Below are 6240 nucleotides of genomic sequence, written 5' to 3'. Positions count from 1 at the left end.
GGGACGGCCACGTTACGCAAATTTCTGCAGTTCCCGACGATTTGGCGTACTGGGGATACAAACGCCCCACAAACAAAGAGGTGGCGGGGTAACCCCCGGCCACCTCTTCGTACTATCGGGCAATCAGCGTTTTTTCAGATGCGCCACAGGATCTGCGGGACCCTCAGTGGGGTGCTTGGCCTTTTTGTCTGCGCGTTTCTGCTTGATGGTTTTGCCCGCTTTTTTCTGCTGTTGCTGGTGCGGCGACTTGTCCGGCATGGCGTGCTCCCTCGTCCGAGGGGCAGGAGGGTGCCCCTCCCTACGTAAATTACGCCTGTTGCAGCCCAAATGTAACTGCCCGCTTAACGGTCAACCGGCGACGTCGGCGATCCCCACGAACCTGGTGCCCACGCCGTCGAACTCACTGCGCACCAAACCCGGCGCGGCGGCAGGAACGTCGGAAGGACGGTGATGCGCGCAGACGACGTACGTGAACTCAGGCCACCACTTCTTGGGCCTGGCTGCCTCGCTGTACCCGCAGACTGCGCAGGTGAGATGCACCCACACCGGCCTTTTTCCCGTCCGGTTGGCGCGGGACTGCACGAGCCAGGCAGGAGGGTTGTCCAGCAGTTCACCCAGTTCGGCTTCCGTGAGGTGCTTGGGGATGCCGTGGCGCTGGGCCATTTCCAGAGGTACATCCAAGGCAATTGCCGCATCGCGTCTGCTGATCATCCGGTCCACGATACGGTAAGTCATGAGCGACGCCAGCCAGGCCACTGCCCCCACCCGCCTCCAGCGGCAGGTTTTGACGGTCGCGATCGTGGCCTCTTTCATGGCGATTCTTGACAGCTTCGTTGTCAGCCTGGCGCTGCCCGCCATCGGCCGGGAGCTTGGCGGCGGCCTTCGCATCCAGCAGTGGGTGGTGGACGCCTACCTCCTGACGCTCGGCGCACTGATCCTGGCGGCTGGCTCGCTGTCGGACCATTTCGGCCGCGTGCGTGTGCTGCAGTGGGGCCTGGCCGGGTTTGCCCTCACCTCGGTTCTCTGCGGGGCCGCGTGGACGGGCGAGGTGCTGGTGGTCAGCCGGGGGTTGCAGGGTGTGGCGGGAGCGCTCCTCGTCCCCAGTTCCCTCGCACTGATCGTGAGCCACTTCGACAGCGCCGGCCAGGGATCGGCCATCGGCAAATGGTCGGCCTGGACCAGCGGGGCCGCCATTGTGGCCCCCTTGATCGGCGGCGTGTCCGTGGACCTGCTGTCCTGGCGGGTCATTTTCTTCGTTAACGTCCTGCCGGCCGCGGTGATCTGGCCCGTGCTGGCCAGGCTGCGGAAGGCCGACGCTGTCCCCGATGCTGCCGGCAGCATCGACATCGCGGGCGCGCTCCTGGCCGTCGTTGCGCTGGGCGGGCCGGTGTACGCACTGATCGACCAGGGCACTGCCGGCTGGGGCAGTCCGCAGGTCTGGCTGCCGCTGGCGGCTGGCCTCGTGGCGACGGTGCTCTTCCTCATCCATGAATCCCGGGCAGCGGCGCCGCTCCTGCCCCTGGAGATGTTCACGGTTCGGAATTTCGGCTGGGGCAACATCGCCACTGCCGCCATCTACGGAGGCTTTTCCCTCGGGTTCTTCGCGCTGGGCATCTATATCCAGCAGGTCGGCGGCATGAAGGCGACCACTGCCGGCCTCGCGCTGCTGCCCTCAACACTGATCCTGATGCTGCTGGCCTCGTTCTTTGGAAAACTCGCCGGCAAGTACGGACCGCGCTGGTTCATGACCGCCGGGCCGGTGCTGTGTGCGGCCGGATTCCTGCTGACGCTGTCCGTTGGCGGCTCCCTCAATTACTGGACCCAGATCCTCCCCGGGCAGCTGGTCTTCGGGCTCGGTCTTGCCACCACCGTGGCACCCCTGACGGCGGCCATCCTGGGGTCGGTGCCCGAAAAACAGGCCGGGGTGGGATCAGCCGTAAACAACGCGGTCTCGAGGATCGCCGGCCTGGTCTGTATCGCATTTGCCGGCTTCATCGTCGGTCCCGAGCTGACGACGCCGGGCCTGCACCGGGCACTGCTGGCCACCGCGGCGCTGTTGTTGCTGGGTGGCGCCTGCTCCGCCGTCGGCATTCGCAACCCCGCGCCCGCTAACCGCCGCTAACCGCCGCTGACCGCGATGCCCGCCGCGGCCGCGGCCAGTCCCAGCAGAAGGTTGGCCAGCACGTTAAGTGCGGCGGCCGGGTAGCGCCGTTCACTGGCCAAGCGCACCGTGGCGGTGGTCCAGGAACTGAAGGTGGTCAGCCCGCCGGCGAACCCGGTGGCCAGCGCGGAATGCCATTCGGGGCCGAAGACCGCGGCCACGCCCACGGACAGCCCGATCACGAATGATCCGGCCACGTTTACCAGCAGGGTGGCCCAGGGCCAGTGCCGCCGCGTCGAGGGGAAACCGGCCAGCCACCCGTCCACGGCGAACCTGAGCAGGGCCCCGGCGACGCCGAAAAGGCCCACGAGGAGCGCTGTCACAGGTCAGTCCCGCGGGAAACGCCGATTGCCCGGCCGGTCCGCCAGCCGGTGGCGGCCGCCGCCAGCCCCAGCACCACAGACAGACCCAGGTAGAGCATGCCCACCGCAGGGAGTGCGGCGCGGGCCAGCTGGTCCGCGGAAAAGACGACGGCGGAGAAGGTGGTGAAGGAGCCCAGCAGGCCGGGACCGACGGCGGCGCGGAGCCAGAATGCGGTGCGGGGCCGCGCGATCCAGGCGGTGGTAAGGGCCGCCAGCACGAAGCTGCCCAGGATGTTGATGCCCAGTGTGGCCCACGGCAGGCCTCCAGGCTGGTCTGGAAACATCAGTCCCAGTGCATACCGGAGCTCCGTGCCCACAAGTCCGCCGGCGGCCACGGCCGTCCAGACCCTCCAGCCGTACCCGGAGCCTGCGGTCGGCGCGGTGCCGCGGCGGCCGGCCAGGGGAACGCGCACCTGTGCCTACAGGCCGGCCATGCGGCAGCCGGGATGCGCGGAATCGCTGTGGATCCAGAGCGCGGAGGCCACTTCGTCGGCGAGGTCAACGTCACGGCCGGTTCCGGGGGAACCGATGCGGACCACGAGCGCACCGCCGAAGGGCTTGCGTCCGCGCACCTCGACGTCGGCGTCGAGGCTGATCCGCTCCGCGGCGAGATAGCGCAGCAGTTCCGGGTTTTCGTCGCTGATCCGGGTGATCCTGCCGGTGTGGCCGTCGTCGAGCTCGATCATCCGGTGGGCGGACGGCATCAGTACGGTTCCGTCGGCCGCGGGGATCGGGTCGCCGTGTGGGTCCCTGGTCGGGTTGCCGAGCCGGGCCGACAGCCTCTCGATGAACGTGTCCGAGACGGCATGCTCCAGCTGTTCGGCCTCATCGTGGACCTCGTCCCAGCTGTAGCCGAGATCCTTGACCAGATAGGTCTCGATCAGCCGGTGCCGCCGGACCATGGAGAGCGCAAGCCGGACACCCTGGGGCGTGAGCGTGATGGCACTGTAGGGCTTGTGGAGGACGAGGCCCTGGTCCTTGAGCTTGCGCACCATCTCGGAGACCGAGGAGTTCGCCACGCCGAGGCGCTGTGCAAGCTGTGTGGAGGTGATGGGCTTGTCCTGCCATTCCGTGAAGGAATAGATGACCTTAACGTAGTCCTCGATCGAGGAGGAGGGCGTACTGGTCTTCACAGCTTCAAGCCTACCTGCTGCCACTCCCGCGTTCGGCCTTGACTGCCCGCCAGGTCTGGGTGAGGTAGGGAAGCTGGAGGACGTCGCCCTCTGCGTGGCCGAGATGCTCGTGCAGGTACCAGGTGAGGTTTCCGGTCACCTTGGTGCGGGTGGCGTCGTTGGCCCTGAGGTAGTAGCTGCGGGACTTGGCCAGTTCCAGGATGTCGTCCGGGGTGACAGGGTCCTCCCACCGCGTCAGGTGGCTTTCCAGGGACGTAAATTCCGGTCCGACCCTAGGGCGGAAATCCGGTTTGTGGACGTCCCCGGCATGCATGATGCGCGACAGCCGGTGCACCCAGGGCACTGACGTGTCCAGCTGGTTCCAGATCAGGCCGAGCACGCCGTGGGGCGTGAGGATCCGGGAAATTTCCGTGCTGGCCCGCAGCGGATCGCACCAGTGCCACGCCTGGGCAACACTGACGAGGTCGAACGCCGCCTCCGGCAGTCCGGTTTCCTCCGCTGTTCCCGCCAAAGTATGAACGCCGGGATAACTGCGGCTGAGCTGGTCCAGCATGTCCAGGGAGGGGTCCACGGCGCTGACGGTGAGCCCGCGCTCCAGCAGCAGTGCGGTGAACTTGCCCGTTCCGGCGCCGATATCAGCAGCGGTCCGGGCGCCGGCCGGAATAAGCCAGTCCGCGGAGTCGTCCGGGTAGCCGGGACGGACGCGGTGATAATGCTCGCCGCCGTCCTGGAAGCTTTGCCCCAGCTCCTGCCGCCGCCCGTGATGAAGTTTGGGACCGCCCCGTGCCACGCACAGTCTCCTTATACCGACGTCGAAAATTACCTTTCGAATTTACCGTACGGGGAGCGGGAGGTGCTTAGTCCTGGGTGCCCGTCAGTCCTGGGTGCTCCGTCAGTCCTGGACACACGGTGCGGCACCGGCGGTGCCGGGCGTGTTGGGTGCCCACTCGGGGTAGGTGCGGGTGTCGTTCGCCGGAACCCAGCGCCCGGCGTCCACCACGTAGTCCCAGCCCAGGCCCGAGCGGCGGAGCTCCTCGATGCCGGCGAGCAGCCGCTGGGCATCCTCGAGCCGGGACCCGACGCCGAAGCTGGCGCGCAGCGAACCGGACGGCAGGCCCAGGCGCTTGAGCAGCGGATGGGCGCAGAAGCGGCCGTCGCGCAGGCCCACACCGTGTTCGGCCGACAGGTAGGCGGCGACCAGGCCGGCGTCGTACCCCTCTACCGAGAAGTTGACCACACCGATGGCCTCGTCCGGGTCGCTGTCCTCGAAAATTTGGTGCACGGTGACGCCGTCGATCTGGCGCAGCCCCTCGACAAGGTAGGACCGGATGGCGGCTTCATGGGCATGCCAGGCCTGCGGATCAAGGTCGGCGATGACCTGGGTTGCCCGGGCCAGGGTGGCTGCGCCGAGGACGTTCGGTGAGCCGCCCTCGTGGCGCGCGGGGCCGGTGGCCCAGCTGACGCCGTCAAGCCGGGCCTCGCTCACGGCGCCGCCGCCGGCGAGGTGGGGGGTGCCGGCGTCGAGCCAGTCGGGACGGCCGATGAGGACGCCGGCCCCGAAGGGGGCGTAGAGCTTGTGGCCCGAGAAGGCGAGGTAGTCGACGTCGTCCGCGGCGATGTTGACGCGGCGGTGCGGCGCGAGCTGCGCGGCGTCCACCACGATGCGGGCGCCGTATTCATGGGCCAGCGCGGCGAGGCGGCGGATCGGGAGGATTTCGCCCGTAACGTTGGAGGCGCCGGTCACGGCGAGGAGGCTGATGTCGCCGTGCTCCAGCTCGGCACGCAGGCTGGCGATGGTGCCTTCAAGCGTTTCGGAGGCCACCACGCTGCGGTGCGGCACGCCCTGCCACGGCAGCAGGTTGGCGTGGTGTTCGATGTCCAGGTACAGCACCTCGCCGGTGTGGTGGTGGTCCTCGACGGGCAGGCAGCCGGCCAGCAGGTTGAGGGAGTCGGTGGTGTTCCGGGTGAAGATGACGGCGTCATCGGCGCGGCCCCCCACGAACTCGCGCACGATGTTCCGCGAGTTCTCGTACACGGAAGTGCTGATCTGGGAGGCGTAGCCGGCGCCGCGGTGCACGCTCGCGTAGAACGGCAGGATCTCGTTGAGGTAGGCGGAGACGACCGACAGCGCGGGGGCGGAGGCACCGTAGTCGAGGTTCGCGTAGCGGACGTGGCCGCCCTGGATCAGCGGTGCCTGGATTTCTGCGCCGGTGACGGCGGCAAGGGGCCGGCGGGCGGCGGCGAACCGGCCGTCCAGCAGGGCCGCCTCCGCGGCAGAAGACTCGGTGGAAGAAATGATGGCAGTCGTCATGGGACCTCACTAAGAAAAGGACCCCGTGTGACGGGGATCCGCGCTTGCCGGGTCCGTTCCGGATCGGCCTGGTCGTCACCCGGGGCACCCCACCGCGAATGGAGGGTTGCCGGCCAGCTAACCGGGGTTTAGCGCTGGCACTCGTGACCTGTTACGAGATTAGGACATCGGGAGAGGCGATGAAAAAGCCGACAGGAATGTTAAGCGGATTATTACGCGCGCTGGATATCCGGCTTTCTGTCGAATAAACGACGGCGGCCGCCCCCAAAAGCG

8 protein-coding genes and 1 riboswitch are annotated in these 6240 nt (G+C 67.7%); of the genes, 1 reads left to right on the top strand and 7 read right to left on the bottom strand.

Annotated features, from left to right (window positions below):
* Positions 1-123 precede the first annotated feature (123 nt).
* The gene (locus ACFUTU_RS14895; protein WP_377965566.1) at positions 124-258 is read right to left on the bottom strand and encodes a hypothetical protein; all 135 of its coding nucleotides are present in this window, start codon (positions 256-258) and stop codon (positions 124-126) included.
* A 90-nt stretch (positions 259-348) separates the two neighbouring features.
* Positions 349-711 carry a hypothetical protein gene (locus ACFUTU_RS14890; protein ID WP_377965633.1) on the bottom strand — a complete coding sequence of 121 codons (363 nt, stop codon included), beginning with the start codon at positions 709-711 and terminating at the stop codon, positions 349-351.
* Between the two features lie 22 nt (positions 712-733).
* On the opposite strand from ACFUTU_RS14890, the gene ACFUTU_RS14885 reads away from it, so the two are divergent.
* Complete coding sequence (locus ACFUTU_RS14885) at positions 734-2122, top strand: MFS transporter (RefSeq protein WP_377965564.1); 1389 nt, start codon at positions 734-736, stop codon at positions 2120-2122.
* Here the strand turns inward: ACFUTU_RS14885 and ACFUTU_RS14880 are convergent.
* The 5 genes from ACFUTU_RS14880 to ACFUTU_RS14860 form a co-directional block, all read right to left on the bottom strand.
* Positions 2119-2484: a fluoride efflux transporter FluC gene (locus ACFUTU_RS14880; protein ID WP_377965562.1), complete on the bottom strand. Its 366-nt coding sequence runs from the start codon at positions 2482-2484 to the stop codon at positions 2119-2121. The two genes, ACFUTU_RS14885 and ACFUTU_RS14880, sit on opposite strands and share 4 nt — an antisense overlap.
* Positions 2481-2936 carry a fluoride efflux transporter FluC gene (locus tag ACFUTU_RS14875; RefSeq protein ID WP_377965561.1) on the bottom strand — a complete coding sequence of 152 codons (456 nt, stop codon included), beginning with the start codon at positions 2934-2936 and terminating at the stop codon, positions 2481-2483. Before ACFUTU_RS14875 ends, ACFUTU_RS14880 begins: the two co-directional genes overlap by 4 nt.
* A gap of 6 nt (positions 2937-2942) precedes the next feature.
* Positions 2943-3656, bottom strand: coding sequence for a metal-dependent transcriptional regulator (locus ACFUTU_RS14870; RefSeq protein ID WP_377965559.1), 714 nt, complete (start codon positions 3654-3656; stop codon positions 2943-2945).
* A 10-nt stretch (positions 3657-3666) separates the two neighbouring features.
* Positions 3667-4446: a class I SAM-dependent methyltransferase gene (locus tag ACFUTU_RS14865; RefSeq protein ID WP_377965557.1), complete on the bottom strand. Its 780-nt coding sequence runs from the start codon at positions 4444-4446 to the stop codon at positions 3667-3669.
* A gap of 102 nt (positions 4447-4548) precedes the next feature.
* Positions 4549-5967, bottom strand: a complete 1419-nt coding sequence (locus ACFUTU_RS14860; RefSeq protein ID WP_377965555.1) for an aminotransferase class V-fold PLP-dependent enzyme — start codon at positions 5965-5967, stop codon at positions 4549-4551.
* Between the two features lie 35 nt (positions 5968-6002).
* A riboswitch (SAM riboswitch) is annotated at positions 6003-6116 on the bottom strand.
* Positions 6117-6240: the final 124 nt, after the last annotated feature.

The sequence above is a fragment of the Arthrobacter sp. NPDC057388 genome (assembly GCF_042668165.1).
Lineage (GTDB): Bacteria > Actinomycetota > Actinomycetes > Actinomycetales > Micrococcaceae > Arthrobacter.
This window is presented reverse-complemented; position numbering and strand designations above follow the sequence as displayed.

Excerpts from the sequence above, each read along its gene's own strand:
- ACFUTU_RS14860 (WP_377965555.1), bottom strand. The coding sequence starts at position 5,967 with ATGACGACTGCCATCATTTCTTCCACCGAGTCTTCTGCCGCGGAGGCG.
- ACFUTU_RS14885 (WP_377965564.1), top strand. The coding sequence starts at position 734 with ATGAGCGACGCCAGCCAGGCCACTGCCCCCACCCGCCTCCAGCGGCAG.
- ACFUTU_RS14895 (WP_377965566.1), bottom strand. The coding sequence starts at position 258 with ATGCCGGACAAGTCGCCGCACCAGCAACAGCAGAAAAAAGCGGGCAAA.
- ACFUTU_RS14890 (WP_377965633.1), bottom strand. The coding sequence starts at position 711 with ATGATCAGCAGACGCGATGCGGCAATTGCCTTGGATGTACCTCTGGAA.